This is a genomic window from Cellulosimicrobium cellulans (genome assembly GCF_024124905.1).
GTDB classification, from domain to species: Bacteria; Actinomycetota; Actinomycetes; order Actinomycetales; family Cellulomonadaceae; genus Cellulosimicrobium; species Cellulosimicrobium cellulans_G.
The window spans coordinates 415,868-442,010 of the sequence record NZ_JAMXST010000005.1; the positions used below are offsets into that span (position 1 = coordinate 415,868).

General features: G+C 73.1%; 23 protein-coding genes. 8 read left to right on the plus strand and 15 right to left on the minus strand.

Features of this window, described 5'->3' with window-relative positions; translation table 11 throughout:
• Nucleotides 1–3 precede the first annotated feature (3 nt).
• Nucleotides 4–966 (minus strand): carbohydrate ABC transporter permease, encoded by a 963-nt coding sequence (locus tag NHH00_RS17090; protein ID WP_253054488.1) that lies wholly within the window; start codon nt 964–966, stop codon nt 4–6.
• Complete coding sequence (locus NHH00_RS17095) at nt 963–2,063, minus strand: LacI family DNA-binding transcriptional regulator (RefSeq protein ID WP_253054490.1); 1,101 nt, start codon at nt 2,061–2,063, stop codon at nt 963–965. Before NHH00_RS17095 ends, NHH00_RS17090 begins: the two co-directional genes overlap by 4 nt.
• 265 nt (nt 2,064–2,328) lie before the next feature.
• On the opposite strand from NHH00_RS17095, the gene NHH00_RS17100 reads away from it, so the two are divergent.
• Nucleotides 2,329–3,309 (plus strand): glycoside hydrolase family 19 protein, encoded by a 981-nt coding sequence (locus NHH00_RS17100; RefSeq protein ID WP_253054492.1) that lies wholly within the window; start codon nt 2,329–2,331, stop codon nt 3,307–3,309.
• A gap of 100 nt (nt 3,310–3,409) precedes the next feature.
• Nucleotides 3,410–3,853, plus strand: a complete 444-nt coding sequence (locus NHH00_RS17105; RefSeq protein WP_253054494.1) for a YchJ family protein — start codon at nt 3,410–3,412, stop codon at nt 3,851–3,853.
• Nucleotides 3,854–3,940: 87 nt separating this feature from the next.
• Here the strand turns inward: NHH00_RS17105 and NHH00_RS17110 are convergent, their stop codons facing one another.
• The 6 genes from NHH00_RS17110 to NHH00_RS17135 form a co-directional block, all read right to left on the minus strand.
• Nucleotides 3,941–5,464, minus strand: a complete 1,524-nt coding sequence (locus tag NHH00_RS17110; RefSeq protein ID WP_253054496.1) for an FAD-dependent oxidoreductase — start codon at nt 5,462–5,464, stop codon at nt 3,941–3,943.
• Between the two features lie 100 nt (nt 5,465–5,564).
• Entirely contained in the window at nt 5,565–6,857 is a 1,293-nt protein-coding gene (locus tag NHH00_RS17115; RefSeq protein WP_253054498.1) for an ABC transporter substrate-binding protein, read from the minus strand.
• Nucleotides 6,858–6,940: 83 nt separating this feature from the next.
• Complete coding sequence (locus tag NHH00_RS17120; protein ID WP_253054499.1) at nt 6,941–7,774, minus strand: carbohydrate ABC transporter permease; 834 nt, start codon at nt 7,772–7,774, stop codon at nt 6,941–6,943.
• A gap of 85 nt (nt 7,775–7,859) precedes the next feature.
• Nucleotides 7,860–8,801 carry a carbohydrate ABC transporter permease gene (locus tag NHH00_RS17125; RefSeq protein ID WP_253054501.1) on the minus strand — a complete coding sequence of 314 codons (942 nt, stop codon included), beginning with the start codon at nt 8,799–8,801 and terminating at the stop codon, nt 7,860–7,862.
• Nucleotides 8,802–8,829: 28 nt separating this feature from the next.
• Nucleotides 8,830–9,699, minus strand: coding sequence for a dihydrodipicolinate synthase family protein (locus NHH00_RS17130; protein WP_253054503.1), 870 nt, complete (start codon nt 9,697–9,699; stop codon nt 8,830–8,832).
• The gene (locus NHH00_RS17135; RefSeq protein ID WP_253054505.1) at nt 9,696–10,391 is read right to left on the minus strand and encodes a GntR family transcriptional regulator; all 696 of its coding nucleotides are present in this window, start codon (nt 10,389–10,391) and stop codon (nt 9,696–9,698) included. The genes NHH00_RS17130 and NHH00_RS17135 overlap by 4 nt, the downstream gene beginning before the upstream one ends.
• Nucleotides 10,392–10,583: 192 nt before the next feature.
• Here NHH00_RS17135 and NHH00_RS17140 point away from each other — a divergent pair, with 192 nt between their 5' ends.
• A complete protein-coding gene (locus NHH00_RS17140) occupies nt 10,584–11,594 on the plus strand; it encodes a LacI family DNA-binding transcriptional regulator (RefSeq protein ID WP_253054507.1) in 1,011 nt (336 codons plus the stop codon).
• Nucleotides 11,595–11,603: 9 nt separating this feature from the next.
• Here the strand turns inward: NHH00_RS17140 and NHH00_RS17145 are convergent, their stop codons facing one another.
• The gene (locus NHH00_RS17145; protein ID WP_253054509.1) at nt 11,604–12,590 is read right to left on the minus strand and encodes a ketose-bisphosphate aldolase; all 987 of its coding nucleotides are present in this window, start codon (nt 12,588–12,590) and stop codon (nt 11,604–11,606) included.
• Nucleotides 12,591–12,673: 83 nt separating this feature from the next.
• Here NHH00_RS17145 and NHH00_RS17150 point away from each other — a divergent pair, with 83 nt between their 5' ends.
• Nucleotides 12,674–13,732 (plus strand): LacI family DNA-binding transcriptional regulator, encoded by a 1,059-nt coding sequence (locus NHH00_RS17150; RefSeq protein WP_253054511.1) that lies wholly within the window; start codon nt 12,674–12,676, stop codon nt 13,730–13,732.
• A gap of 57 nt (nt 13,733–13,789) precedes the next feature.
• On the opposite strand, the gene NHH00_RS17155 is transcribed toward NHH00_RS17150, so the two are convergent.
• The 5 genes from NHH00_RS17155 to NHH00_RS17175 are packed head-to-tail and all read right to left on the minus strand — an operon-like array spanning nt 13,790 to nt 19,161.
• Complete coding sequence (locus tag NHH00_RS17155; RefSeq protein ID WP_047231098.1) at nt 13,790–14,434, minus strand: class II aldolase/adducin family protein; 645 nt, start codon at nt 14,432–14,434, stop codon at nt 13,790–13,792.
• The gene (locus tag NHH00_RS21150) at nt 14,431–15,930 is read right to left on the minus strand and encodes an FGGY-family carbohydrate kinase (RefSeq protein ID WP_253054513.1); all 1,500 of its coding nucleotides are present in this window, start codon (nt 15,928–15,930) and stop codon (nt 14,431–14,433) included. Before NHH00_RS21150 ends, NHH00_RS17155 begins: the two co-directional genes overlap by 4 nt.
• A complete protein-coding gene (locus NHH00_RS17165; protein WP_253054515.1) occupies nt 15,927–16,856 on the minus strand; it encodes a carbohydrate ABC transporter permease in 930 nt (309 codons plus the stop codon). Before NHH00_RS17165 ends, NHH00_RS21150 begins: the two co-directional genes overlap by 4 nt.
• Nucleotides 16,853–17,821, minus strand: coding sequence for a carbohydrate ABC transporter permease (locus NHH00_RS17170; RefSeq protein WP_052877364.1), 969 nt, complete (start codon nt 17,819–17,821; stop codon nt 16,853–16,855). Before NHH00_RS17170 ends, NHH00_RS17165 begins: the two co-directional genes overlap by 4 nt.
• Nucleotides 17,822–17,823: 2 nt before the next feature.
• Nucleotides 17,824–19,161 (minus strand): ABC transporter substrate-binding protein, encoded by a 1,338-nt coding sequence (locus NHH00_RS17175; RefSeq protein ID WP_253054517.1) that lies wholly within the window; start codon nt 19,159–19,161, stop codon nt 17,824–17,826.
• Nucleotides 19,162–19,620: 459 nt separating this feature from the next.
• Between NHH00_RS17175 and NHH00_RS17180 the strand changes: the two genes are divergently transcribed.
• Nucleotides 19,621–21,225 carry an FGGY-family carbohydrate kinase gene (locus NHH00_RS17180; RefSeq protein WP_253054519.1) on the plus strand — a complete coding sequence of 535 codons (1,605 nt, stop codon included), beginning with the start codon at nt 19,621–19,623 and terminating at the stop codon, nt 21,223–21,225.
• Entirely contained in the window at nt 21,222–22,868 is a 1,647-nt protein-coding gene (locus NHH00_RS17185; RefSeq protein WP_253054521.1) for a fucose isomerase, read from the plus strand. The genes NHH00_RS17180 and NHH00_RS17185 overlap by 4 nt, the downstream gene beginning before the upstream one ends.
• Here NHH00_RS17185 and NHH00_RS17190 read toward each other — a convergent pair.
• Nucleotides 22,858–23,310, minus strand: coding sequence for a VanZ family protein (locus NHH00_RS17190; RefSeq protein ID WP_253054523.1), 453 nt, complete (start codon nt 23,308–23,310; stop codon nt 22,858–22,860). The genes NHH00_RS17185 and NHH00_RS17190 overlap by 11 nt on opposite strands.
• Nucleotides 23,311–23,428: 118 nt before the next feature.
• Between NHH00_RS17190 and NHH00_RS17195 the strand changes: the two genes are divergently transcribed.
• Together NHH00_RS17195 and NHH00_RS17200 are read left to right on the plus strand one after the other, a co-directional pair.
• Nucleotides 23,429–24,418, plus strand: a complete 990-nt coding sequence (locus NHH00_RS17195) for a TIGR03885 family FMN-dependent LLM class oxidoreductase (RefSeq protein ID WP_253054525.1) — start codon at nt 23,429–23,431, stop codon at nt 24,416–24,418.
• Nucleotides 24,415–26,118: an alpha-amylase family protein gene (locus tag NHH00_RS17200; RefSeq protein WP_253054527.1), complete on the plus strand. Its 1,704-nt coding sequence runs from the start codon at nt 24,415–24,417 to the stop codon at nt 26,116–26,118. The genes NHH00_RS17195 and NHH00_RS17200 overlap by 4 nt, the downstream gene beginning before the upstream one ends.
• Nucleotides 26,119–26,143 lie beyond the last annotated feature (25 nt).

The following is a 26,143-nucleotide window of genomic DNA, read 5'->3' on the forward strand; positions in this document are numbered from 1 at the left end:
GGGTCAGCTCTCCTTCTCGGAGCGGAACTGCGACCGCAGGTAGATCGCGAGCAGGAGGACGACGACGACCACGAGGACCACGCCCATCGCGGCGGCGTAGCCGATGTTCCGGTTCTTGAACGCCTCCAGGTACGTGAAGAGCATCGGCAGCATGGTCCGACCGCCCGGCCCGCCCTCGGTGAGCACGTAGACCAGCGAGAACGAGTTGAAGTTCCAGATGAAGTTCAGCGACGTGATGGACGTGATGATCGGCCGCAGGCTGGGGAGCGTCACCGCCGTGAACCGGCGCCACGCGCCCGCGCCGTCCATCGCCGCGGCCTCGTGCAGCTCCTCCGGGATCTGCTGGAGCCCGGCGAGCAGCGTCACGGTGGTCTGCGGCATGCCGACCCACACCCCGACGACGATCACCGCGGGCAGCGCGGTGGAGAAGTCCGCGAGCCAGTTGACGTCGTCCGGGAGCCCGAGGGCGCCGAGGAACGCGTTGAGCGGCCCGGCGTTGGGCGAGTAGATCATCTGCCACATGATCGCCACGACGACCGGCGGCATGGCCCACGGGATGAGCGCGAGGACGCGCGTCAGCCCCTGGAGCCGGAGCCCGGAGTTGAGCAGGAGCGCGAGGCCCATCGCCGCGACGAGCTGGAGCAGCGTCACCGAGACGGCCCAGATCATGCCGATGCGGAACGAGTCCCAGAAGAACGAGTTGTCCGCGAGGCGCACGAAGTTGTCGACGCCCACGAACTGGTAGTCCGGGTGGCGCACGAGCCGGGCGTCGGTGAACGCCAGGGCCACGCCCATGACGAGCGGCGCGACGCTCAGCACGAGGATCGGCAGGAGCGACGGCATGACGAGCGCGATCGCCTCGCGCCGCTTGGCGCGCGCCATCCCGCCGGTCCGGCGCGGGGCGCCCCGGTCGGGCCGACGCGCCGCGGCGGCGTGCGGGTCGCCCGCCAGGGTCGGGGCGCTCATCGGCGGTCACCTCCGGTCGTGGCGGCCGTGGCGTCCTGCCCGACGGCGCCGCTCACCCCGCCCTGCGCCCCCGCCTCGGGCGTCGCGGCGGTCGACTCGCGCACGACGAGGCGCGGTCCGACGGCGGTGTGCCGCCCGGCCTGCGCGTCGCCGTCCACGAGGTCGACGACGAGCTCCGCGGCGATCCGCCCGCGCTCGGTCGAGCCGAGCGAGACGCTCGTGAGGCTGGGCTGGAACACCCGCCCGATCTCGGTGTCGTCCATGCCGGTCACGGCGACGTCCTCGGGGACCGACAGCCCGCGCTCGCGCACGGCCCGGATCGCGCCGATCGCGAGCAGGTCGTTGGCCGCGACGATCGCGTCGGGGCGGGCGCCGTCGTCGGTCCCGTCGAGGAGCGCGAGCGTGGCCGCGAGGCCCGCCGCGACGGTGAAGTCCGCCGCGACGACGGCGTCGGCACGCTCGCCCGTGAAGTCGTCGGCGCGCGTCGCGGCGTCGAAGCCGCGCTGCCGCGCCTCACCGGGCGTGGTGTCGAGAGGGCCGTTGAGGAACGCGAGGCGGCGGCGGCCGAGGCCGAGCAGGTGACGCACGGCCTCGCCGATGCCGCCCGCCGAGTCGGTGGACACGGAGTCAATGCCGCGGTCGGCCAGGGTGCGGCCGATGACGACGACGGGCACGGGTGCCTGCCGGATCTCCTCGACGAGCTCGTCGTCGGTGCGCAGCGGGCTGAGGATCATCGCGTCGACGAACCCGCTCGACAGGCTGCGCACGAGCTCGACGGTCGACCGCGTGGTGTCCCCCGTCGTCATGACGACCACGCGGTACCCGTGCGGCGCGAGCACCTCGTGGATCGCCGTCATCATCTCGACGTAGACGGGGTTGCCGATGTCGGCGACGGCGAACGCGACCTGGAACGTCTTCTTCAGGCGCAGCGAGCGCCCGATCGCGTCCGGGCTGTAGCCGAGCTCGGTGGCCGCGGCGCGCACGCGCTCGACCATCGCCGGGCTCGCGCCCGTCCCGTGCAGGGCGCGGGAGGTCGAGGCCAGGGAGACCCCGGCCCGCTGTGCCACCTGGATCAGCGTGGCGCGTGATGACGTCACTGTCGTCCACCTCGTCGTCGAAGGACCGTCGCGTTTTGGAAACGTTTCCAGATCGGCGACCATGACCGCTCTGGAAACGTTTCCGGATTGCGCACACTCTCGCACCCGCCGAGCCCGGACGTCAACCCCTCGGCACGCCCTCGCCGAGGACCGGGGCCCTGCCTCGCGCCTCCCCGGGGTACGGGGTTCCGCGTACGGGGGTTGTCCACCGTGGCGACGCCCCACCAGGCTCGAACCGACCCGACCATCGACGAAAGGTGCACCGATGCACACCCGAGCTCTGGCGTCGCCCTCCCCCGCGGCGGCCGCCGCGGTCGCCCAGCGCCCCGCTTCCCGTCCCCTCGCCCTGCTCCTCGCCGTCTTCCTCGTGCTCGCGGGAGCGCTCTCCTGGGCGGTCGCCGGGCCGGCGCAGCAGGCGCACGCCGCGACCTGCGCCCCCGCGTGGAGCTCCGGCGCCGTCTACCTGGGCGGCGCCGTCGTCTCCCACGGCGGCCAGAACTGGAAGGCCGGCTGGTGGACCCAGGGCGAGACGCCCGGCACCACCGGCGAGTGGGGCGTCTGGCGCTCCCAGGGCGCGTGCGGCGGCGGGACCGACCCGGGCAACCCCGGCAACCCCGGCAACCCGAGCGGCTTCGTCGTCTCCGAGGCCCAGTTCAACCAGATGTTCCCGAACCGGAACGCGTTCTACACGTACCAGGGCCTGGTCGACGCGTTGTCGGCCTACCCGGCCTTCGCGACGACGGGCGGCACCGAGGTCGCCAAGCGCGAGGCTGCGGCGTTCCTCGCCAACGTCGACCACGAGACCGGCGGGCTCGTCTACATCAAGGAGATCAACACCGCGAACTACCCGCACTACTGCGACGCCTCGAAGCCGTACGGCTGCCCCGCGGGCCAGAGCGCGTACTACGGCAAGGGTCCGATCCAGCTCAGCTGGAACTACAACTACAAGGCGGCCGGTGACGCGCTCGGCATCGACCTGCTCAACAACCCCTACCTCGTGGAGCAGAACTCGGCCGTCGCCTGGAAGACGGGCCTGTGGTACTGGAACACGCAGTCCGGGCCGGGCACGATGACCGGCCACCAGGCGATCGTCAACGGCGCCGGCTTCGGCGAGACGATCCGCTCCATCAACGGCTCTCTCGAGTGCAACGGCGGCAACCCGGCGCAGGTGCAGTCGCGCATCGCGGCGTTCCAGCGCTTCGCGCAGATCCTCGGCACGACGACGGGCTCGAACCTGTCCTGCTGACCGTCCGTCCGGCGCAGACGACCGTGGCCCGTCCCGACCCGGGGGCGGGCCACGGTCGCGGACGACGAGCCCCGCCCGGGGCACCGGTAGGTTCGGCGGCATGAGCGCGCACCCGACCGCCGACGGCGTCCGATGCCCCTGCCTGTCCGGCGACGCCTACCCGGCGTGCTGCGGCCGCTACCACGCGGGCCTGCGACCCGGCCCGGACGGCGCGGCACCGGGCCCGCACGCCCCGACCGCGGAGGCGCTCATGCGCTCGCGCTACAGCGCGTTCGCCGTCGGCGACGCCGGCTACCTGCGCGCGACCTGGCACGCGTCCACCCGGCCGGCCGACCTCGACCTCGACGACGACCTCGAGTGGCGCCGCCTCGACGTCCTGCGCACGGAGGCCGGCGGCCCGTTCGACACCACGGGCGTCGTCGAGTTCGCCGCGTACCACCGGTCGCGCACGGACCGCTCCGACCGCGGTCGCCTCCACGAGGTCAGCCGGTTCGTGCGCGAGGGCGACCGCTGGTACTACGTCGACGGGGCCCATCCCGCGTAGCCGACCGACCGCGCGCCCGTGGCCCGCCCCCGGGTCGGGACGGGCCACGGCGGGTCGCGAGAGCGCGGCCGGGCGGACGGCGCGTCCTCAGAGGCGCGGGGCGCGACCCGTGAAGGTCTCCGCCTCGGCGAGGTAGGCGTCGTGCACCTCGCCCGCGGCGAGCGCGGCGTTCACGGCGTCGACGGCGAGGCGGCGCTCGCGCTCCACCGCCACGGGGTCGCGGCGCAGCGACGCCCCCTGGTCCAGCAGGGTCGCCTGGACGTCACGGTGGTCGACCTCGCGCGGACGCGTACCGCTCTTCGCCGCCAGCGCCGCGAGCGTGCCCGCCGCGTGGCCGATGGCCATGACGCCGCCTTGCGTCCGGAAGGAGCCGTGCGCCGCCTGGTCGGCGGAGATCGCGCGGCCCGCCATCACGAGCCCGTCGAGCTCCACGGGGATGAGCGCCCGCTGGGGCACGTCGTACGTGTCCTCGAGGTCCTGCCACGTGCCCCCGCCCGTGTACCCCGACTTGCCCTTGAGGTTGTGGATGTCGATCGGGAAGTAGCCGCGCGAGACGACGTCGTCGAACTTCTGCCCGTTGACGACGTCCTCCCCGGTGAGCACGTACTCACCCGTGATGTGGCGGCTCTCGCGGATCCCGAGCGCCGTCCCGGTCCCCGCGAGCTGGGCGTTCTCGAACCCGGGCACCTTCTCGACGAGGAAGCGCGAGAGCGACATGACCTGGCGTCGGGCGTCGATCTCCGCGCGGGTGAGGGACTCCGCGTCGGTGGCGTCGACCTCCGCGACGCGCGTCGAGTTGAAGTGCAGGACGCCGTGGTGCGTGGTCGTGAGGAAGAGGATCGAGTCGCGGCCCAGGTAGAGCTCCTCGTCGGCCATGGCCTTGCCGACCATCTCGACGAAGCCCTGGCCGACGAAGTGGTCCTTCGGCTGCGGGAGCCGGGGCGAGTAGTCGGACACCGCGACGAACTCGGAGGCCCACTCGAAGTCCTCGGGGTGCTCGTCCATGTACCTCTTCACCGCGAGCGTGTCGACTCCCTCCATGTCGAACATGAGCGTCGCGGGCTGGGACAGCCCGTGACCGTTGCCGACGGTGTGGGCGGCACCGGCCCGCGCGGCGACGTCACCGTCGCCCGTCGCGTCGACGACGACCTTGGCACGGATCTCGCTCCTGCCGCCCTTGTTCTCCACGACGACGCCCCGCACGGCGCCGTCCTCGACGATCGTGTCCGCGATCCAGGTGTGCAGGAGCGGGGTGCCGCCGGCTTCGAGGAACAGCGTCATGGCCGACCACTTGTACTGCTCGCGGTCGTAGAAGCACAGGTAGCTCCCGCTCCCGTGCGGGTTCGTGCAGCGGATGTGCCCCGTGGAGCCCCCCGCCGCCACCATGTGCCGGACGAAGTCGTACGGCACGCCCGCGATGACGCGCTCGTCCTTGAAGTAGAAGGGCGAGATGGGACCCAACCACCCGATGGTCGCCATGCCGCCGAGGAACCCGTACCGCTCCACGAGCAGGGTCTTCGCGCCCGTGCGTGCCGCAGCGATCGCGGCGATGAATCCGGACGGTCCGCCCCCGCAGACGATGACGTCGAAGTCGGTCGAGGTGGTGCTCATGGAGTGTCCTTCCTGGGTGGTGGTGCTCGTTGCCGTGCTGCGTCCCTGCGGCGGGACGGTGGGCCGGGACGGCCCGCGGGCCGTCCCGGTGGACCGGTGGTCAGCCGCCCGAGTAGGCGGACGCCGCCGTCTGGAGCGACGGGAGCGGGTCGGCTCCCTTGAAGACCGTCTGCTGGCCGGCCGACACCAGGGCGGCGCTCAGCTCGTTGAACCTCGTCGACGTGACCTCGGGGCGCCCGTGCTCGGCGATGTAGTCGCGCCAGGTGCGCAGCTCCTCGGCGTTGCCGAGGCTCGCGAAGTCGTCCGAGTCGTAGACCGAGGAGCGTGAGGGCAGGACGCCGGCCTCGGCGAACGCCGTCGCCGACTCGACCGACGTGTAGTACTTGATGAACTCCCACGCGCCCTCCGGGTCCGAGGAGTTCGCCCCGATGCCCATCGTCTGGCCGGCGACCGCCGTGGGCAGCGGGCCCGCGGCGTCGAACGGCACCGGGACGACCTGCAGGTTCTCGCCGATCCCGTCCCCGGCACGCGCCGCGCTCACGCGCTGCGTGCCCTCGATCGCCATGCCGATGGTCCCCGCCGAGACCCCCTGCACGACGTCGTCGGCCGTCATGCTGAGCGCCTCGTCGCCGAACGCGCCGGCATCGTGGAAGTCGCTCATGAGGTCGAGCGCCGCGACGCCTGCGTCGCTCGCGAACGCGGGCTCGCCCGAGTCGTCGAGGATCTCGCCGCCGTTCGCCCACGTGAAGGGGATGAACTTCTCGACGAAGTCGGCGCCGAGGCCCTGGTCCGAGAACCCGATCGCGAGACCCGTCGTCACGTCGGTCTCGGCGCTCAGCCGTCCCGCCACGTCGACGAGCTCGTCCATCGTCGAGGGCACCTCGGCGCCGATCTCGTCGAGGAGGTCGGCGCGGTACCAGAGCATCCACGCCCGGACCTCCCACGGCACGGACATGACGTCGCCGTCGAACGTGACGCCGTCGAACGGGAAGATCGAGTCCGCCTCGAGCTCGTCGAGCTCGGTGCCCGCCACGTCCCCGAGGGGTTGGAGCGTGCGCGCGTCCACGTGCGTCGCGAGCTGGGTGCTGTACACGTTGAGGATGTCCGGGCCCTGGCCGCTGCTCGTCGCCCGGATGACCTCGGCGTCGATCTGCGCGTAGTTGATCGAGCGGACGGTCACGGTCACGTCGTCCTGGCTCGCGTTGAAGCCGTCGACGATCTCCTTGAGCGCCTTCCCGCGCGCGTCGTCGGCCGAGCTCGGGTCGAGGAACGTCCAGAGCTCGAGGTCGGACGAGCCGCCGGACGACGAGTCCCCGCCGCATGCGGCGAGCGAGAGGGCGAGCGCCCCGGTCGCTGCGAGCGCGACGGCCCTGCGGGTGGTGGAGGTGCGCATGGTTCCTTCTTCCTTGAAGTGCGTGCGGAGGTGGGTGCTGCTCGAGGACGTGGGCGCGGCGCGCCGGGTCGGCGGGACCCGGCTCACCCCTTGGTCGCGCCCGCGGACAGGCCCGAGACGATGCGCTTCTCCATGAGGACGAAGAGCACGATCATCGGGACGACGGTGACGACGACGGCGGCGGTGAGCTGGCCCCACTCGATGCCGTACTGGGACAGGTAGTTGTAGAGGCCGACGGCGACCAGGCGCTTCTCGTCGGAGCTGACCATGGTCGAGGCGATGAGGAAGTCGTTCCAGACCGCGACGAACGCGACGACGGACGCCGCCGCGATGCCCGGCTTGGCGAGCGGCAGCACGAGCTGGACCATGATCCGCAGGTCGCCCGCGCCGTCGATGCGCCCCGCCTCCTCGAGCGAGCCGGGGATCGACTGGAGGAAGCCCCGCAGCATCCACAGCACGGTCGGGACCTGCCACGCGGTGTAGACGACGATCATGCCGGCGTAGGTGTCGTACAGCCCGGTGCGAACCGCGAGGAAGTACAGGGGCACGAGGATCGCGATGCCCGGGATCATCGACGTCATGAGGATGAGGAACAGGCTCGCGTCGCGGCCGCGGAACGCGAACCGGGCGGTCGCGTAGGCGCCGAGCAGGGCGAGCACGATGGTCAGCACGACCGATCCCGCGGCGACGACGATGCTGTTGAGGAGGTAGCGCGGCACCTGGGACTCGAAGAGGACCTTGGTGTAGTTCTCGAGCGTCGGGGCGGCCGGGATCCAGCCGCTGTCCGAGAGCACCGCGCCCTTGCTCTTGAACGAGGTCGACAGCGCCCACAGGAGCGGGAGCACGGCGAACACGGACGCCGCGACGAGGCCGACGTACGCGAGCGGGCCGGCCGGCCGGTGCCGCCCGTGGGACACCGCACCTCCGCGGGGCCGCGACCGCCGTCCGGCCCGGGTCGAGGACGGCGTCGGCGCGGTCGCCGGCGCCAGGGTCGTGGTCGTCTCAGGCATCACGGTCACCCCGCAGCATCTTGATGTAGGCCAGGCCGAAGACGACGTTGAAGACGAACAGGATCACGCTGTACGCCGCGCCGAGGCCGAGGTTGAAGAAGCTGAACGACTGCTGGTAGGCCTCGAGGCTCACGAGCAGCGTCGCGTTGAAGGGCCCGCCGCCCGTGAAGGTCAGGACGAGCGTGACCATGTTGAAGTAGAGCAGCGTGAGCATGATCGCCACGACGAAGACCGTCGGCATGATCATGGGCAGGGTCACGGAGCGGAACCTGCGGAACGCGCTCGCGCCGTCCACCTCGGCCGCCTCGTGCAGCTCGGCCGGAACGCCCTGGAGCGCGGCGAGCGTGAGGATCGTCGCGAGCGGGTAGCTCAGCCACACGTTCACCAGGACGAGGGCGACCATCGCGAGCACCGGGTCGGCGAGCACGTCGACGCGGGAGCCACCCAGGCTCCCCAGGCCCAGCGGCCCGTAGTCGGGGTTGAGGAGCCAGCGCCACAGGAGCGCGGCCACGGTCTGCGAGATGACCCAGGGCATGAGGATCAGCACGCGGAACACGCGACGGAACCTCGCGGGGCGGTCGAGCAGGTGGGCGAGGCCGACGGCGAGCGGGAGCGCGAGGACCAGCGACCCGAGCACGTAGACCATCGAGCGGCCGATCATGGCCCAGCCCTCGGTGGTGCCCAGCACCTGGGCGTAGTGCTGGAGACCGACGAAGTCCTCGACCTCGGTGTACCGGGTCTCGTGCACGGAGAGGTTGAGCGCGAAGAGGATGGGGAACACCGACACGATCGCGACGAGCACGACCGCCGGCGCGAGCAGCGCGACGGGCAGGCGGGTCGACCGCAGCGACCGGCGTCGGGGCGGGCGTGCCGGCGCACGGGCCGGCTCGACGTCCGCGGGGGGCGGCGTCGTGGGCGGGGTGGTCAGGCTCATGGTCATCGTCGACCTCCGGGCGGGACGGTCAGGCCTGCACGACGGCAGGTGGTTCGGGGACCGGGTCGGTGGCGGGTCGGGACACGTGCGGGACGCGCACGGCAGAGGAGGCGAGCAGACCCTCGGCGACCAGGCGCGCCTTCGTCGCGGCGAGGTCCGGGCCGTATACCCCGACGAGCGCGTCGACGTCCGGCCGGACGGCGAGCGCCGCCGCGACGTCGCCTCGGCGCAGCGCCTCTGCCTGGCGCAGGAACGGCTCCGGTCCCGCCTGCATGACTCCCGAGACGACGCCGGCCCCCCCGGCCTCGACGACCTCGGGCAGCAGAGCGTCGTTCCCGGAGTAGACGACCGCCCCGGCGGGCAGCGCGTCCACCAGGCGACCCACGTAGTCGACGCCTGGGACGCTCACCTTGACCCCGTCGAGACCGGCCGCCACCACGACGGCGGCCAGGTCCTCGGGCGAGATGTCGAGGCCCGTACGGTCGGGAAAGACGTAGGCGAACAGCTCGCACCCGTCGAGGGCGCGGCGCAGTCCCGTGTAGTAGTCGACGAGCGCCGCGCGCGGCACGGCCGTGTAGTACGGGGTGATCGCCGCGAACCGTCGGGCGCCGAGCTCGTGCGCGCGCATCGCGAGCCGGACGGCCGCGTGCTCGGACGCGGCTCCCACGTGGGCGAACACGTGCTGGGGCCCGATCTCGTCGACGGCGGCCCCGATCACGGAGAGCCGCTCGTCGTCGGACAGCGTCACGAACTCGCCGGTCGTGCCGGCGACGAAGTGCGCCTCGACGTCGAGCGTCGCCGCCCGGGCGAAGAGCCGGCGGCACGACACGAGGTCGAGCGCGCCGTCCTGGCCGAACGCCGTCACCAGGGCGGGCAGCAGGTGAGGGGTGGTAGTCATGCGGGAAGCTCTCCGTCGGTCGGGGTCGAGATGCGGGCGTGGGCCTGCACCATGCGCGTGCGGGCGCCGAGCAGGTGCTCCTGCACCTCCGCCACGGCTTCCTCCACGCGGCCGGCCCGCGTCGTCTCGAGGATCGCGACGTGCGAGGCGAACGACGGGCCGAGGTCGATGTCCTCGGCGTTCGTGATCTGGAGGAGCACGGCGAAGGTGGGCTCGTACTGGCGCCAGATGTCGAACAGCCGCCTGCTGCCGGACAGCGCGTAGAAGGACGAGTGGAACGCGAGGTCGGCACGCGCGTAGTCGTCGTACCGGTCGTCGTCGGCCGCGGCACGCATGGTGTCGAGCGCGGCGAGCGCCGCCGCCCAGTCGGCCGCGTCGGCACGCTGGTGCGCGAGGCGCAGCGCGAGGACCTCGATCGCCTCGCGGATCGCGTACAGCTCGACGATGTCGTCCGCGGTGAGCCCCGCGGCGAACACCTTGCGTCGTCGCGTGACGACGAGGCCCTCCGACTCGAGCTGGCGGAGCGCGTCGCGCACCGGGCCGCGGCTCACGTCGAACGACTCGGCGAGCCGCGGCTCGGCGAGGTGGGACCCCGCCGGGACCTCTCCCGCGATGATCATGTGCCGCAGCCTCTCGGCGATGTGGTCGCTCAGTGCCGTCGTCGGCACCGGTTCCACCGCTGTCCAGGTCATCGCCACGCTCCCCTCTGAACGTCAGCAGTCAACTGTTAACAGGTGACAGTAATCGATTACACCCGTCGCCGCAAGACCCCACCGCACCGACCGCCGTCCGGCGCGCGCCCTACGATGAGCGGCACGGCGAGCACAGCCGCCCCGGCGCACCCCGGACCGGGTGCGCACGACCCCCGCCGAGGAGGCGCTCCCATGACCCGTATCGTCGACGTCGCCCGGCACGCGGGCGTGTCCACGGCCACGGTCTCCCGGGTCCTCAACGGCAAGAGCGTGCGACCCGAGCTCGCGGCCGCCGTCCACGCCGCGGTCGAGGACCTCGGCTACGTGCCCGACCGCACCGCGCGCTCGCTCCGCCGCCGCTCCAGCGACGTCGTCGCGCTCGTCCTGCCCGACGTCGAGAACCCGTTCTTCACGGCCGTCGCGCGCGGCGTCGAGGACGTCGCGCAGGAGGCCGGGTACTCCGTCGTGCTCTGCAACACCGACGACGACCCGGCCAAGGAGGAGCGCTACCTCGCGGTGGCGGAGCACGAGAACATGGCGGGCGTCGTCGTCGCGCCCGCGAGCGGGTCTCCCGAGATCGCCGCTCTGCGCGCCCGGCGCCGGGCGGTCGTCGTGATCGACCGCCGCGTGGGCCAGGACGTGGACCAGGTGCTCTTCGACAACGTCGCGCTCGGGCGGCGCGCCGCGCAGGCGCTGGTCGAGCGCGGGTTCCGGCGGATCGCGTGCGTCACGGGGCCGGTCGCGACGAGCACGGCGGTCGACCGCGCACGCGGCTGGCGGGAGGCGCTCGACGACGCGGGCCTCCCCGCCGACGACCTCCTCGTGCACGCCAACTTCCGCGTCGACGGGGGCTACGACGCGACCGTCGCCCTGCTGGCCCGGGCCGACCCTCCGGACGCGGTCGTCGCGACGAACAACCTGGTGGGCGTCGGGGTGCTCCGCGCGCTCGCCGACGCGCACGGCCGCCCCGCGGCGTCCCCGGCGGACGCGGTGGGCGGCCAGGGACCGGGCAGCGGTCCGGCGCTCGGGGTCGGGATCGTGGGCGACCTGCCCTTCGCGACGTCGCGCACGTCCGACGTCGCGCTCGTGCCCCTGGACCCCCGTGCGCTCGGCACGACGGCGGCCCGGCTCCTGCTGGACCGGCTCGCGGGCGACGAGGAGCCGGCCCGGCAGGTCGTCCAGGAGACGCCCGCCGGGCCGTGAACGCCGGGCTCAGCGCCGTGCCGCGGCCTCCCGGGCCCCGACGTCGGCCGCCCGCCCCGCCTGCCCGAACAGGACCATGCGCTCCTCGAGGAGCCGCTGCGCCCAGCGCCGGCCCTCGGCGAGGTAGCCCGCGGGGTCCACGTCCCCGGGAGACTGCGCGAGCGCGACCCGGACGCCGGCGGTGAACGCCATGTAGTGGTCCATGCCCTGGTTGATCTTGCGCACCCCGAGGCTCGCCGCGCGCGCCTTCTCCGCGTCGGGGACGCCCCACGACTCGGGCAGGTCGCCGCCGTGCGCGTTGATGGTCGCGCGCAGGTCGGCCGGCAGGCCCGAGGACCCGTGCATGACGAGGTGCGTGCCGGGCACCCGGGCCGCGATGCGCTCGACGAGGTCCATGTGCAGGACCGAGCCGTCCGGCGGGCTCGTGAACTTGTAGGCGCCGTGCGACGTCCCGATCGCGACGGCGAGCGCGTCGACGCCGGTACGGCGCACGAACTCCTCCGCCTGCTCCGGGTCGGCGAGGACGATCTCGGCGTGGCTGCGCCCGTCCTTGGAGCCGCCGATGGTCCCGAGCTCCCCCTCGACGGACACGCCGTGCGCGTGCGCGTGCTCGACGACGCGGCGCGTGACCGCGACGTTCTCCTCGAAGCCGGCCGGGCGGCCGTCCGGACCGATCGAGCCGTCGATCATCACGCTCGTGAAGCCGGCGGCGACGGCCCGCGCGCAGGTCGCCTCGTCCGGCCCGTGGTCGAGGTGCAGGGCGACCGGCACGTCCGGGTAGGCGCCGATCACGGAGTGCAGGGCCGACCACCAGGTCCGGTCGTCGCCGTAGGGGTGCGACCCGGCGAGCGTCTCCACGATCACGGGGCTCGCCGTCGCGCGCGCGGCGTCGAGCACCGCGGTGGCCATCGCGAGGTCCGCGACGTTGAAGGCGCCGACGCCGTAGCCACCCCGGGCGGCGGCGTCGAGCAGGGTACGGTTCGTGACGAGGGTCATGGCTGACCTTCCTGTCGTGTCGTCGGGAGCGTGCCGCCCGGGCGGACGGCGACGGGTTCGTGCGGGCGACGGGCGGAGGCGACGTGACGCAGGACGACGACCGGACCGCGGGAGCGGGTGGCCGGTCCGTGCGGCTGGCCGACATCGCCGCACGCGCCGGGGTGTCCATCAAGACGGTGTCGCGCGTCGTCAACGACGAGCCGCACGTCGCCGCCGCCACGCGGCGCCTCGTCGAGGACGCGATCGCCGAGCTGGGCCTGGAGGGCGAGGCCCGCCCGCGGGGGCGCAAGCGCCGGACCGGCGTCGTCGGGCTCGTGTTCCCCGACGTGCGCAACGACTACTTCGCCGCGGTGAGCCGCGCGCTCCAGGAGCGGCTGGCCAACGTCAGCCCGACGCTGCTCTCCGCCGACTCGGACGACGACCTGCACACCGAGGAGTCGATCCTCACGGCCTTCCGACGCCTCGACGTCGACGGCCTCGTGATCTTCCCGACCGGCGCACCGGGCCTGGTGGAGTTCGCGCAGTCCGTCCCGACCGTCGTCGTGGACCGCACGGTCCCCTCCGTCCGGGGTCTCGTCGACCACGTGCTGCCCGACGCCCGGCACGCGGCCGAGCAGCTCACCCTGCACATGATCGAGCAGCACCACGTGCAGCGGGTGTGCCTCGTGGCCGGAGACCTCGCGGTCTCCACCCTGCGCAACCGGCACACGGCGTTCCAGCGCGTCGTCAGCCGGACGGGGACCGAGAACCACGTCCTCGCCGGGCTCACGACGTCCGAGGAGGCCGCGACCGCCGCGTACTCGCTGTTCCGGACGCTCGAGCCGCCGTTCGGCGTGCTCGCGACGAACAGCCTCATGTTCTGGGGCGTGCTCACCGCGGCGCAGCGCCTCGGGCTCAAGGTGCCGTCCGACGTCGTGCTCACGACGTTCGACAACGTGCCCGGCGTGGGGACGACGGGCCTGGTGCCGACGAACGCCGTCGCGCCGGCCGCGACGCTCGCCGCGCGGACCGTCCAGCTCCTCACGGAGCGCATGAACAACCCGACGCTGCCGCCGCGCCTGCTCGACATGGACTACGACATCGCCTACGGCACGACGTGCGGCTGCGTGCCGATCGACCCGGCGCGCAACGTCCTCGGGTAGCGTCCGGCGGCGGGCCGCCGGGCCGGCCCCGCGGGGACGGTGCGCACCGGGCACGGGTCAGAGCGTGTGCGTGATGCCCAGCGAGGCGTAGTCGAGCACGATCGGCTCGTCCGTGACGGCCCGCGCCGCGGAGAGCACCTTCGCCGCGCTCTCCACCGCGACGCTCGTCTTGAACGCGTCGCGCAGGTTCGGGCCGACGGTGAGCAGGCCGTGGTTGGCCCACACGACCGCGTTGCGGTCCTCGAGGTAGCGCGCCATGTCGCGGCCGAACTCGGTCGAGTTGCTCAGCGCGAACGGCATGATCGGCACGTCGCCCTTGGTGTAGATGACCATGTTGACGAGCGCGCCGCGGATCGGCTCACCGAGCACGCCGAACACGTTCGCGTACGTCGGCTCGGTGTGGACGATCGCCTGCACGTCGGGGCGGGCGGCGTACACGGCGAGGTGGACCGTCACCTCGGACGACGGCAGCAGGTGGCCCTCGACGACGTTCGCGTCCTCGTCCACGACGACCAGGTCGTCGGGCGTCATGCGGTCGTACTCGAGGTCCGTCGGGGTGATGAGGAACGTCGACGTGCCGGGGATGCGGAGGCTGATGTTCCCCTGCGTGTTGAAGTTGAGCCCGAGCTTCACGGACTCCAGGCAGTACGCGAGGACGTCCTCGCGCGCGGCCTGCAGGTCGAACGTGTCCAGCGTGGTCATGCGATCTCCTTGAGTGCGGTGCCGTCGAGGGGCTCGACGGCGAGGGACGTGCTGACGGGGGTGAGGAGGCGGTGGAGCGAGTCGAACGTCGCGCGCTGCCGCGCGTACCACGCCGCGTGGCGCGGGTCCGGGCTCGCCTCGTGGAGGACGGGTGGAGCGGGCAGGTCGAGCACGTCCCGGAACGTGCCGACCCCGAGGGCCGCGAGCAGCGCTGCGCCCCGCCCCGCGGCCTCGCGCACGACGGCGCGCAGCGGGACGCCCGCGGCGTCGGAGCGCGCCTGCAGCGCGGCGAGGTTGGCCGAGCCGCCGCCGACGGCGTGCACCTCGACCGGGGGGACGCCGCGCTCCGCGAGCGCGGCGCGGATCTTCGCGAGCTCGAACCCGGACGCCTCGACGAACGCGCGCGCGATCTGGGCGGTCGTCGTCTCGAGCGTCAGCCCGAGGAGCGCTCCGCGCGCCGCCGGGTCGTTGTCGAGCGTGCCGGAGCCCGCGAGGTACGGGGCGACGAGGAGCGGGGGCGGGTCCACCGCGCCGACCTCGTAGAGCGACGCCCAGGGGTCGATCCGGTCGTGGTGGACGATGGTCGAGAACCAGTCGAGCGCGAACCCGCCGGCGGCGGTCCCCGCGAGCGTGACCCACAGGTCGTCGCCGACGGGGTAGGTCGCGAGCCCGGTGCCGTCGAGGCCGCCGGGGCGGGCGCGCGTCCCCACCGTGAGGCAGTCGCTCGACCCGAACGAGAACACGGCCCGGTGCCCGGGCCGCCCCCCGCCGCCCAGGAACGCCGCGGCCTGGTCGTGGACGCCGGCCACGACCGGCGTGCCCGGTCGCAGGCCCGTGCGCTCGGCCGCGTCCGCGGACACGGTGCCGACCACCTCGCCCGCGGCCACCGCCGGGGAGAAGAGGTGCCCGGGGACGTCGAGCGCGTCGAGGACGGCGGCCGACCAGGTGCGCGAGCGCACGTCGAACGCGCCGGTGCGCGCCGCCATCGTGAGGTCGACGGCGGGCGCCGCGCCCAGGCGGGTCGCGACGAAGTCGTCCATCGTGCGGACCGCCGCGGGCAGCGCGGCGTCGGGCAGGAGGTCGTGGACCTTGTGCACGGAGAACATGGGGTGCAGCGGCTGGCCGGTGATCTCCTGGGCGACGTCGTCGCCGAGCGCCTCCCGGAGCCGGGCCGCGGAGGCCGCGCCGCGGCCGTCCATGCTCAGCGGCGCCGGACCGAGCGCCCGGCCCGCGCGGTCGACGGGCACGACGGCCTCGCCCAGCGTGGAGAAGGAGAGCGCCTCGACGGGGTCCGCGCGGACCGCGGGCTCGCCGACGACGTCGCGCACGAGCGCCTCGACGCCGTCCAGGACGGCCTCCGCGTCGACGTGCGCGCGGCCGGGTGCGGGTCGCACGACGGTGGTGCGGCGCGAGCGCGCGACGAGCTCGTTGCCGCTCTCGTCGTAGACGCCGACGCGCGTGCCGGTGGTCCCGAGGTCGATGCCGAGGTAGCTCACTTGACCGACCCCGCGAGCCCGTTCACCAGGTACCGCTGGATGAACAGGTAGACGACGACGATGGGCACCGAGATGAGCACGAGCACCGCGAACAGCGCGCCCGGCTGGCTCAGGTAGATCCCCCGGTACGCGAGGGGGACGAGCGTCAGCGGCTTGAGGTCGTTGTCGCTGATCGCCACGAGCGGGAGGAGGAAGTCGTTCCACGTCATCATGAGCTGCCAGATGACGACGACGGCGGCCGCAGCCTTGCCGAGCGGGAAGTAGATGCGCCAGAAGATGGTCCAGGCGGAGGCTCCGTCGACGAGCGCGGCCTCGTACGTCTCGTCGGGGATCGCGAGGTACGTGGTGCGGATCATGATGACGGCGAACGGGAGCCCGAGCGCGGTGTAGGCGAGCACGAGGCCGAGGAGCGAGTCGTAGAGGCCGATCGCCTGGAGGATCTTGAAGACCGCCACGACGATGCTCGCCATGGGCAGCACGAGCGCGAGCAGCAGCCCCACGAACACGACGCCGCGGAACGGCACCCGCAGGCGGGCGAGGGCGAACGCCGTCATGGAGCCGAGGAGGACCACGAGCAGGATCGACGGGACCGACACCAGCAGGCTGTTCAGCAGGTGCTGGAGGATCGGGTTGGTCTCGAAGATCGTCACGTAGTTGCGCAGCGTGGGCTCCTCGGGGAGCAGCCCGAGCGCCGTCGTCGAGGGGTTGGACGTCGGCAGCAGCGAGATCCCGAGCACCATGACCACGGGGATCATCCACAGCACGGCGAGCGGACCGAGCAGCCAGTGCGACCATCGCGGCGGCGCCTCCACGTCCTTGCTGCGTCCGTGACCGCGGCGGCGGCGCCCCGCCGCGACGGTCTCCCGCGCGGCGGCGTCGTCGGGCGCGTGCCCCGCGCGGGCGGTGCCGGAGCTGAGTGCCGTCATGACTTCTCCCCCGTGATGAACCCCGCGCCGAACGTGCGCAGCATCGCGACGGACGAGCCGATCGCGAGGACGAGCAGGACGACCGAGATCGTCGCGCCGTAGCCGAACGACTGGAGCTGGAAGGCTTCCTTGAACATGTACGTCGGCATGAGCTCCGACGCGTGGTTGGGCCCGCCCTCGGTGAGCACCCAGACGAGCTCGAAGGTCTTCAGCGACCCGATGATCCCGAGCAGGACGAGCGACAGGTGGGTGGGCTTGAGGAGCGGCAGGACGATCCGGCGGACCAGCGACCAGCCGCTGGCGCCGTCGATGCGCGCGGCCTCGAGGACCGAGTGGTCGAGGAGCTGGAGCCCGGCGAGGTAGAACAGCATCGAGAAGCCCGACCACATCCAGACGTTGACGACGATCACCGTGACGATCGCGGTCGACGGGTCGGACAGGTAGGGGCGCGTGAGGACCTCGAGGCCGGTGGCCCGGCCGAGCTGCGCGAGCACGCCGTTGAACGGGTCGAGCAGGCGCTGCCACACGATGCCCACGACGACGGGCGACAGGACGGCCGGCAGGAAGAAGATCGCCCGGTAGACCGTCCTCCCGCGCAGCCGGGTGTTGAGGAGCCACGCGAGCGTGAAGCCGATGACGGCCTGCGGCACGATCGTCAGGAGGATCCACAGCAGCGAGTTGCGCAGCGTGATGTGGAAGACCGGGTCCTGCGCGAGGTCCGCGTAGTTCTGGACGCCCGCGGGCGTCCCGGCGTTGACGCCGTCCCAGTCGAGCGTGCTCGCCTGGACGTTGAACACGATCGGGTACACGACGAACACGGCGAAGAGCAGGAGCGCGGGGGCGATGAAGCCGAGCGCGACGAGCTGCTGGCGGCGACGCGTGCTGCGTCCCGTCGGCGTCGTCGCGCGCGACCCGGCGACCCGCGGCGTCGCCGCCGCGGGTCGCCCGGAGACGAGGGCTGCCATCGTCAGCCCAGCCCGTCCTGGACCGCCTGGACCGACGCCGCGGCCTCCTCCGGCGTCGACTGGCCCGCGGCGACCGCGGACAGCGCGTCGGCGACGGCCGTGTCGATGTCCGGCGACTCGAAGTAGCGCGAGTACTGCACCTCGGGCATCCAGTCCTCGGTGAACGTCGTCCACATCTCCTGCTGCTTGTCGCTCGTGAACTCCTCGGGGTCGAGGCCCTGCACGGCGGGCAGGTCGTTGAAGGTGTTGATGAGCACCTGGGCGCCGTCGCCCGCGATCCAGTCCGTGAGGACCTGGCACGCGAGGTCGGGGTTCTTCGCGTCCTTCGAGATGCCGAGCGCGACGTCGATGCCGCCGACGAGCTGCGGCTCCGGAGCCCCGCCCGGGATCGTCGGGAAGAGGAAGGGCTCGTAGCCCTCCATGCCCTGCGAGAGCGGCGGGATGTCCGAGCGCGAGGGGTCGGACTGCTGGATCCACCACGCGCCGAGGGGGATCATCGCGGCGTTGCCCGCCTCGAACTGGTTGACGCCGTTCGGGTAGGCGTCGAGGGCGAGGGCACCCTGCTGGGCGATCCCGTCGGTGAACAGCTTCTGCCAGTACGTGAACGCCTCGACGACGCCCGGGTCGGTCCACGACGCCTCGCCCGACTCCGCCTGGTAGACGAGCCCGGGCTCGATGTTGTTGGCGATCTGCAGGAACACGACGTTCCGCAGCCACGAGTCCTTCGCGGGCAGCAGGAACGGCGCCGCCGAGCCGCCGCCGAGGGTGTCGACGGCGCTCTCGAGGTCGGCCCACGTGGCCGGCGGCTCGATGCCCGCCTCGTCGAGGAGGTCGGAGTTGGCCCAGAGGTTCACCGTCTGCACGAGGAGGGGCAGCGCGTAGTAGTGCTCGTCGCCCTCGGGGTTGCCCATGCGGGCCTGCTCGAGGCCGATGGGGAAGAACTTCGACTCCCAGTCGTCGCCCCAGGTCTCGGCCGCGCAGTCCTCCAGCGGCATGAGGTTCTCCCGGTACTGCTGGGTCAGCGCGCCGGGCTGCAGACCCACGATGTCGGGCATCGTGCCCGAGCTCGCGCGGGTCTGCAGGTCCACGACGTACTCCGGGTAGTTGAAGATCGTGGCGTCGATCGTGACGTCCGGGTTGGCGGTGGTGAACGCGTCGATCATCTGACGCGTGGTCTGCTCGATCGGGCTCCAGGAGCGGAACGACACCGTCGTCCCGCCCTCGCCCCCCTGGCCCGACTGCTCAGGATCCGCGCCGCCCGCGCACGCCGCGAGCGACGTGACGATCGTGAGCGCGACTCCGGCCTGGATGCCGCGGCGCGCAGTTCGGGGAAGCTTCATCGCGTCCGTCCTCTCTCCGTCGTTGGATGCGAGGGCCTCATCGAACGTCTCCGGGTCGAGGTCGTCAACGGCTCCGCCGACCCCGTCGCCGCCGCGCCGGCCGCGTGTCGTCCGTGCCTGTCCGGTGGCCGCCGCCACGCGGGCGCGGCGTTGTCGCCGGTGCCGAGCCACGGGCCGACAGCGCGGTGTCCGTTGTCCGACAACGGCACCACCGCCGAGCGCGGAACGGTGCGGCGCGCACCGCGGGGGCAGGCGCCGCCGGGGCGGGTGACAACCGGTCTCGCCGTCGCTGTCCCGGGGCGGCGCGGGGCGGGCCCCGACCCCGGGACGGCGCGCCGACACCCAGGTCACAGTTGCGTCAACCCTCGAATTCGTCTCACATGGCGAGATATCGCGGAACAAGAGTGCAGGTCGGGGCGACCGTTGTTTCTGTAATCGATTTCTGTCATGCTGGTCGGCATGCCCAGACCTCCCGTGACCCCGGGCCTCGTCGGCGTCGACGTCGGCACCTCGAGCACCAAGGGCGTGCTCGTCGGACCCGACGGCGCGATCCTCCGCTCGACGACCCGCGCCCACACCGTGGACCGGCCCGCTCCCGGCCACGTCGAGATGGACGCCGCCGTCTGGTGGGACGAGCTCGTCGCGATCGTCACCGAGCTCACGGCCGACCTGGCCCCGGGCGCCGTCCGCGGCTCCGACGTGCCCGCCGACCTCGAGGTCGCGGCCGTCGGGGTGTCGGGCATGGGTCCGTGCGTCCTGCTGACGGACGACGTCGGGACGCCGGTGCGCCCGGCGATCCTGTACGGCGTCGACACGCGCGCGACGCGTCAGATCGCCGCGCTCGACGCCGCGCTGGGGCGCGCGACCGTCCTCGACCGCTGCGGCTCCGCGCTCTCGTCCCAGGCCGCGGGACCCAAGATCGCCTGGGTCCGCGAGCACGAGGCCGAGGCCTGGTCCCGCGCCCGGCGGCTGTTCATGCCCGCGTCCTACCTCGCGTTCCGGCTCACCGGCGCCTACGTGCTCGACCACCACTCCGCGTCCCAGTCGACGCCCCTCTACGACCCGCGCACGCACGAGTGGATCGACGACTGGGCCGACCTCGTCGCCCCCGGCCTCGAGCTCCCCGCCCTGCGCTGGCCGGGCGAGGCCGCAGGCGTGACGCGCGAGCCCCTCGCCGGGGTCCCGGCAGGCACGCCGGTCGTCACCGGGACGATCGACGCCTGGTCCGAGGCCGTGAGCGTCGACGCGACGCACGTCGGCAACCTCATGCTCATGTACGGCACGACCCTGTTCCTCGTCGCCACCGTCGCCGAGCCCCTGCGCAGCGAGACGATGTGGGGCACCGTCGGCGCCTACCCCGGGACCCACAACCTGGCCGGGGGCATGGCGACGTCGGGAGCGATCACGTCGTGGCTCCGCGACCTGACCGGGGCCGGCTACCCCGAGCTGCTCGCCGAGGCCGCTGCCTCCGGGCCGGGCGCGCGCGGCCTCCTCATGCTCCCCTACCTCGCGGGCGAGCGGACCCCGGTCCAGGACCCCGACGCGCGGGGCGTCGTCGCCGGCCTCACCGTGACGCACACGCGCGGCGACCTCTACCGCGCGGCGCTCGAGGCCACGGCGTTCGGCGTGCGGCACAACGTCGAGACCCTGCGCGACGCCGGGGCCGACATCTCCCGGGTCGTCGCCGTGGGCGGCGGCACCCAGGGCGACCTGTGGACGCAGGTCGTCTCCGACGTGACCGGGCTCCCCCAGGTCGTCCCGACGCGGACGATCGGCGCGAGCTACGGCGCCGCGATGCTCGCCGCCGGGCTCGTGCACGAGGAGGGGCGGCTCCTCGACGTCGCCGCGTGGAACCCCCCGGCACGTGTCGTCGAGCCCGACCCGGGGACGCGCTCCGCGTACGACGAGCTCTACGGCCTCTACCGCACGCTCTACCCGGCGACGCGCGACGTCGTGCACGCGCTCGCCCGCCGGACCGGCCGCACCGCGGGTCCCGCCGCCCCGGAGCGCCCCTCCGCCACCCTCTCCACCCACCGCGCCACTCTCGAAGGAGCACCCGCATGACCAGCACCTACGCCGTCCCCGAGCTCGCACCGGAGGCCCGGGCCCCCGAGCGCACGGTCTACCTCGTCGCGTCGGGCGACCTGCGCGAGTCCGCGAACGTCGCAGGCTGGCCGACGCAGGTGGAGCTCGAACGCGTGCTCACCGACGCGTTCGCGGCGAACGGCTGGAAGGTCGTGCGCGCCAACGACGTCGACCCCGAGACCGGGCACGGCTTCATCAGCTCGCAGCGCATGGGGCTCGACGTGTTCGCGACCATCCCGCCCGACGCGCCGCTCGTCGTCGCCGAGGCGGTGTGGCAGTACAGCCACCACGTGCTCGCCGGCCTGCGCACGCACCGTGGCCCGATCCTCACCGCCGCGAACTTCGCGGGCGACTGGCCGGGGCTCGTCGGGCTCCTGGGCCTGAACGCCGGCCTCACCAAGATGGGCACGCCGTACTCGACCGTGTGGACCGTCGACGGGACCGACGCCTGGTTCCAGGACGCGATCCGCTCGTGGGTCGCGACCGGGACGATCGACCACGACGACTCCCACGCCCACGCGCTCCCCGCCCTCGCGGACACCCCGGAGAAGCAGCTCGGCGAGGCCCTCGCGGCCCAGCTCCTGCGGGAGAAGGCGATCATCGGCGTCTTCGACGAGGGCTGCATGGGGATGTACAACGCGATCTTCGACGACGAGCTGCTCAACGGGCTCGGCATCTACAAGGAGCGTCTGTCGCAGTCCGCGCTCTGGGCGGAGATGCAGCGCGTGACCGACGACGAGGCAGACGCGGTCCAGCGCTGGCTCGAGGACGCGGGGATGACCTTCCGGCTCGGGACCGACGAGGCGACCGAGCTCACGCCCGCGCAGCTCCGCTGGCAGCACAAGATGTACGTCGCGGCCCTCCGGATCGCCGACGACTTCGGGCTCGACGCGGTCGGCATCCAGTACCAGCAGGGCCTCAAGGACATCTGTCCCGCGTCCGACCTCGCGGAAGGGCTGCTCAACAACGTGCAGCGCCCGCCGGTCCGCTCGCGCGACGGGCAGCGGATCCTGTGGGACGGCCAGGCGTTCCCCCACTTCAACGAGGCCGACGAGGGCGTCGCCGTCGACGCGCTCGTCACGAACCGGCTGTGGACGGCGATGGGGCTCGACCCGGCCACCACGCTGCACGACGTGCGCTGGGGCGAGGAGTTCGACGGGCAGTTCGTGTGGGTCTTCGAGATCTCCGGCTCGGTACCCGCCTCGCACCTCGAGGGCGGCTACGCGGGCGCGGAGGGCTGGCGCCAGGATCCCGTCTTCTTTCCGGCCGGCGGCTCCACCCTCAACGGGGTCTCCCGGGCCGGCGAGATCGTCTGGTCCCGCGTCTACATCGCCGACGGCGTCCTGCAGGTCGACCTCGGCCGGGCCTCGGCGTTGTCGCTCCCCGAGGAGGAGACGCGTCGGCGCAAGGAGGCGACGAACCCGGAGTGGCCGATCATGCACGCCGTGCTCCACGGCGTGAGCCGCGACCAGTTCATGGCCCGCCACAAGGCGAACCACCTGAACGTCGCGTACGCGCCCGACGCCGGCACCGCGGACCGCGCGCTCGAGGCCAAGGCCGCGTTCTTCGCCGCGCTCGGCATGCCGGTCCACCTGTGCGGGGACAGCGCGCTCACCCGGTGACGGGTCGGCGCGCGCCGACGGCGAGCACGACGCCGGCGGCGAGCGCCGCGCCCAGGAGCGCGCCGGCGGTGTTCATCACGACGTCCTGGACGGTCGGGACGCGGCCCGGCAGGATGTTCTGGGTCAGCTCGATCGCGACCGACAGCGCGCAGCCCGCGAGGGTGACGACGCCGACGGTGCGCCGCACGCCCAGGGGTGCGCCGCGCCGTCGGGCGGTCGCGCCGCGCAGGAGCGGGACCCCGAGCACGCCGAAGGGCCCGAACATGACGACGTTCGCGAGCGCCTCGAGCACCGGGAGGGTGATCGGGATCCCGAGGCCGTGGAGGAACCCGAGGGTCGCCGTGGCCCAGCCGGGCGCGTCGGTGGACTGCGGCGACGGCCACAGGGTCACGACGAGGACCGCGGCGAGGTAGGCGGCGAACGTCCAGGTCAGCAGGCGCATCGCGTCAGCGTACGAGGGCCGTCGCGGGACGGGGCGCCTCCTGCGGAGCGCGCACGATCCCTCCACCGGTCCCCCTCCTCGCCGAGCGTGTCACCCGGACCCTCGGTTCACTGGCGCCATGGCCTCCCTCGGTTTTCACGCGTCCCACGAGCAGATCGCCCCGGGCCCTCTGCTGGGTGCCGCACGGCGTGCCCAGGAGGTGGGGTTCGACGCCGCGATGTGCTCCGACCACCTCGCGCCCTGGAGCGTGCGGCAGGGCGAGTCGGGGCACGCCTGGTCCTGGCTCGGCGCCGCGCTCGCCAGCACGGACCTGCCGTTCGGCGTCGTCACGGCGCCCGGCCAGCGCTACCACCCGGCGGTCGTCGCGCAGGCGGTCGCGACGCTCGGTGCGATGTTCCCGGGCCGGTTCTGGGCGGCGCTCGGCTCGGGCGAGGCCATGAACGAGCACGTCACGGGCGACCCGTGGCCCACCAAGGCCGAGCGGGACGCACGCTTGCGCGAGTGCGTGGACGTGATCCGCGCGCTGCTCGCGGGCGAGGAGGTCACGCACCACGGCCACGTCACCGTGGACCGTGCGCGCGTGTGGTCGCTGCCCGACGTCGTCCCGCGCCTCGTGGGCCCGGCCGTCACCCCGGCGACGGCGCGCCGGCACGCGGACTGGGCCGACGGTCTCGTGACCGTCAACCAGCCGGTCGAGTCGCTGCGCCGTGTCGTCGGCGAGTACCGCGACGCGGGCGGCCGGGGGCCGCTGGCCCTCCAGGTCCACGTCGCGTGGGGCGACGACGACGAGGCCGCCTTCGCCGTCGCGCACGACCAGTGGCGCTCCAACCTGCTGCCGCCGAGCGTGAGCTGGCACCTGGAGACGCCCGAGCAGTTCGACGCCGTCGCGGACCTCGTGCGTCCGGAGGAGGTGCGCGGGACGGTCCTCGTCGAGCACGACGCCGAGCGGTTCGCGGACCGCGTCGCCGAGCTCGCGGCGTGCGGGTTCGACGAGGTCTACCTGCACCACGTGGGGCAGGGGCAGGACGCGTTCCTCGACGCGGCGGGCGAGACGCTGCTGCCGCTCCTGCGGACGGCGACCACGACGACCGGCGGGGGTGCGGCGTGAGGATCAGCGACACGGGCGACCTCTGGTGGAAGAACGCGGTGGTCTACTGCCTGGACGTCGAGACGTTCATGGACTGGGACGACGACGGCGTGGGCGACCTCGCCGGGCTGGTGCAGCGCCTCGACCACCTCGCCGACCTCGGGGTCACGTGCCTGTGGCTCATGCCGTTCTACCCGACCGCCGACCGCGACGACGGGTACGACATCACCGACTTCCTCGCGGTCGACCCGCGGCTGGGCGACGTCGGGGACCTCGTCGAGCTGGTCCGGACGGCCCACGACCGCGGCATCCGCGTCATCGCCGACCTCGTGGTCAACCACACGTCCGACCGCCACCCGTGGTTCAAGGCCTCGCGCGCGAGCACGGACAACCCGTACCGCGACTTCTACGTGTGGCGCGCCGACGAGCCGCCGCCCACGACGGACCAGGTGATCTTCCCCGACCAGGAGGAGGGCATCTGGACGAAGGACGATCGCACGGGCGAGTGGTACCGCCACCGCTTCTACCGCCACATGCCGGACCTCAACACCGCCAACCCGAAGGTCCGGGACGCGATCGCGAAGACGATGGGCTACTGGATCCAGCTCGGCCTCTCGGGCTTCCGGGTCGACGCCGTCCCGTTCTTCCTCGGGGACGCGGCGGCGAACCCGTCGGACGAGATCGAGGACCCGCACGACTTCCTGCGCGCGCTGCGCTCGTTCCTCTCGCGCCGCGCGGGCGACTCGATCCTCATGGGCGAGGTCAACCTGCCGTTCGCGGAGCAGCGCCTCTACTTCGGCGACGACGGGACGGGGGACGGGAGCGAGTCCGGACCGTCGAGCTCCGAGCTGACGCTCCAGTTCGACTTCAACGGCATGCAGGCGCTGTACCTGTCGCTCGCGCGGCACGACGCCGGGCCGCTCGCCGCGTCGCTCGCCGCGCGCCCCCCGATCCCCCACGACGCGCAGTGGGCGACGTTCGTGCGCAACCACGACGAGCTGACGCTCGACAAGCTCTCCGACGACGAGCGCCAGGAGGTCTTCGCCGCGTTCGGGCCCGAGGAGGACATGCAGCTCTACGGGCGGGGGCTGCGCCGTCGGCTCCCACCCATGCTGGGCGGCGACCCGCGCCGCGTCCGGATGGTGTACTCGCTGCTCTTCGCGCTCCCGGGGACGCCGGTCCTCTTCTACGGCGAGGAGATCGGCATGGGCGAGAACCTCGCCGCGGACGGCCGGCTCGCCGTGCGGACCCCGATGCAGTGGACGTCGGAGCGCAACGGCGGCTTCTCGCGCGCCCCCGCGCGCCGGCTCGCCGGCCCGGTGCCCACGGATGGCTACGCTCCCGAGCACGTCAACGTCGCGGACCAGCGGCGCGACCCGGACTCGCTGCTGACGTTCGTGCGCCTGCTCGCGCACCGCTACCGCGAGTGCCCCGAGCTCGGCTGGGGCGAGGTGGACGTGCTCGACCAGCCGGAACCGTCGGTCCTCGCGCTGCGCAGCACGTGGCAGGAGGCGTCGATGCTCACCGTCCACAACCTGTCCGCGGACCCGGTCGTCGTCCGGCTCGCGCTCGGCGACCTGCCCGCGGAGGCGCGCCTCGTCGACCTGCTCGACGCGGACGACGTCGAGCCGGACCCCGACGGGACCGCCGAGGTCCGGCTCGACGGCTACGGCTACCGCTGGCTGCGCGTCACGCACCCGGGCTCGCGCCGGCTCCTGTGATCCGGCGGCCGTTCAGCCGCACCCG